Below are 1,855 nucleotides of genomic sequence, written 5' to 3' on the forward strand. Positions count from 1 at the left end.
CCTTTCCCCTCCCCGCTCACTGCCCCCGCTCTTGGGCGACCACCGCGACGTGGACGAGGGCGCCCGTCTCCTCCAGGGTCATCAGCACCTCGGGGTCGGCGCTGCTGTCGGTGACCAGGTGGGCGATCTCCTCGGGGGCGACGGTGGGCACCATGGTGTCGGCGCCGATCTTGGTGTGGTCTGCCAGGACGATGGTCTCCTCGGCGCAGGCGGCCAGGGCGCGGTCCACGCTGGCCACGGCCGGGTTGGGGGTGCTCAGGCCGCGGTCGGCGCTGACCCCGTTGCCGGAGAGGAAGGCCCGGTTGACGCGCAGCCCGGCCAGGCTCTCCTCCGCCGCCGCCCCGACCAGGGCCCGGATGGGGCCGTGCAGGGTGCCGCCGGTCACGACCACCTCGACGCCGACGGCCCCGGCCAGGACGTCGGCGACGCGCAGGGAGTTGGTGACCACGGTCAGGTCGGTGCGGGTCAGGAGCGCGCGGGCGAAGGCCTCGGCGGTGCTGCCGGGGCCGATGGTGACGGCGTCGCCGGGGCGCACGAGTCGGGCCGCGGCGGTGGCGATGGCGGCCTTCTCGGCGGCGCACTGGCCGCTCTTGCCGGAGTAGCTCTGCTCGTGGCCGATCCTGCCGGGCAGGGCGACCCCGCCCCGGCGGCGGTCCACCAGCCCCTCGGTCTCCAGGGCGCGCACGTCGCGGCGGATGGTGACCTCCGAGGCGCGGACCCTGACGGCGATGTCGCGCAGGGACATGGTGCCGTTGGCGCGCACGAGTTCGAGAATGCGCTCCCGGCGCTCGGCGGCGAACGCCGGACGGTTCTCCTCGGCCATGGACCCACTTCCGTGCTCTGCTCGGGCACGGGCCACGGTCCCGCGCGACTCCCTAGACTACGGACCCGTCGGCGGTGGTGATCCGTCCGGGCCGGACGGCGTCCTCGGGCGCCGACTGCTCCGGAACCCTCCCGGAGGCGGTCCCGGGCTCCCCGGTCTCCGCGGCGGCCTCCTCCTCGGTGGTCTGGCCCCCCTCTCTCAGGAGGGTGACCACGACGATCGCCGTGAGCGCCACCAGACCGACGAGCGCTCCCGCGCCGAGCAGTACCACGACAGACATCTGGGCCTCCCAGGGGACGGGCTGACCTGCCAATAACCGAATTCCCGGTTTGGGTTGACCTCACACCACCGAACGCGGGGGAGATCGGGACACAATGGGGGGCATGAAGCTCGATCCGGCACCCCTGTCCATCGAGGTGTGGTGGGTACGCACCTCAGCCGCCGACGACCGCCTGCTGCGCCTGTTGGACGAGGAGGAACGGTCGCGCAACGCCCGCTTCCGGCTCCAGGCCGACCGCGACCGGCACCTGCTGGGCCGGGCGGTGTCCCGGCTGCTGCTGGCCGAGCGGGCCGACTGCCCGCCCGAGAAGGTGACCTTCGCTTTGCGCTGCCGTTCCTGTGAGGAGAAGGAGCGGGCGGGCGCCAGCCGGGGCGAGGACTCCGCGCAGGGCCCGCACGGCAAGCCCCACCCCTCCGGCCCCGCCGAGGGGTGGGAGCTCTCCGTCAGCCACTCGGGTGAGTGGGTGGTGCTGGCCCTGGCCCGCGAGGTGCCCGTGGGCGTGGACGTGGAACGCGTGTCCCCGGCCCGCGACCTTGAGGGTCTGGCGGGCTACACGCTGGGCGAACCCGAGCAGCGGGCCTGGGAGCGCCTCTTCCCCGCCGACCGGGTCGGCGCCTTCTTCCGCTACTGGGCCCGCAAGGAGGCGCTGCTGAAGGCGACCGGCCTGGGCCTGTCCGGCGGGATGCGGCGTGTGCTGGTGAGCCCGGCGGACGCCGCCCCCGCCCTGCTGTCCTGGGAGGGCGGCGGGGCGC

At 74.4% G+C, this 1,855-nt stretch carries 3 protein-coding genes; 1 reads left to right on the plus strand and 2 read right to left on the minus strand.

Annotated elements, in window-relative coordinates; translation table 11 throughout:
- Positions 1-16: 16 nt before the first annotated feature.
- Together DQW06_RS24430 and DQW06_RS24435 are read right to left on the minus strand one after the other, a co-directional pair.
- Positions 17-823, minus strand: a complete 807-nt coding sequence (locus DQW06_RS24430) for a DeoR/GlpR family DNA-binding transcription regulator (protein WP_013153806.1) — start codon at positions 821-823, stop codon at positions 17-19.
- A 52-nt stretch (positions 824-875) separates the two neighbouring features.
- Positions 876-1,103, minus strand: coding sequence for a hypothetical protein (locus tag DQW06_RS24435; RefSeq protein WP_013153807.1), 228 nt, complete (start codon positions 1,101-1,103; stop codon positions 876-878).
- A gap of 94 nt (positions 1,104-1,197) precedes the next feature.
- Here DQW06_RS24435 and DQW06_RS24440 point away from each other — a divergent pair.
- On the plus strand, positions 1,198-1,855 hold a 658-nt coding region (locus tag DQW06_RS24440; RefSeq protein ID WP_117199387.1), incomplete at its 3' end, for a 4'-phosphopantetheinyl transferase superfamily protein.

Origin of the sequence: Nocardiopsis sp. TNDT3 (assembly GCF_003427465.1) — a bacterium.
GTDB lineage: Bacteria > Actinomycetota > Actinomycetes > Streptosporangiales > Streptosporangiaceae > Nocardiopsis > Nocardiopsis dassonvillei.

What these genes read in the sequence shown, in the direction of transcription:
- DQW06_RS24430 (WP_013153806.1), bottom strand. Translation starts at nt 823, where the DNA reads ATGGCCGAGGAGAACCGTCCGGCGTTCGCCGCCGAGCGCCGGGAGCGC.
- DQW06_RS24435 (WP_013153807.1), bottom strand. Translation starts at nt 1,103, where the DNA reads ATGTCTGTCGTGGTACTGCTCGGCGCGGGAGCGCTCGTCGGTCTGGTG.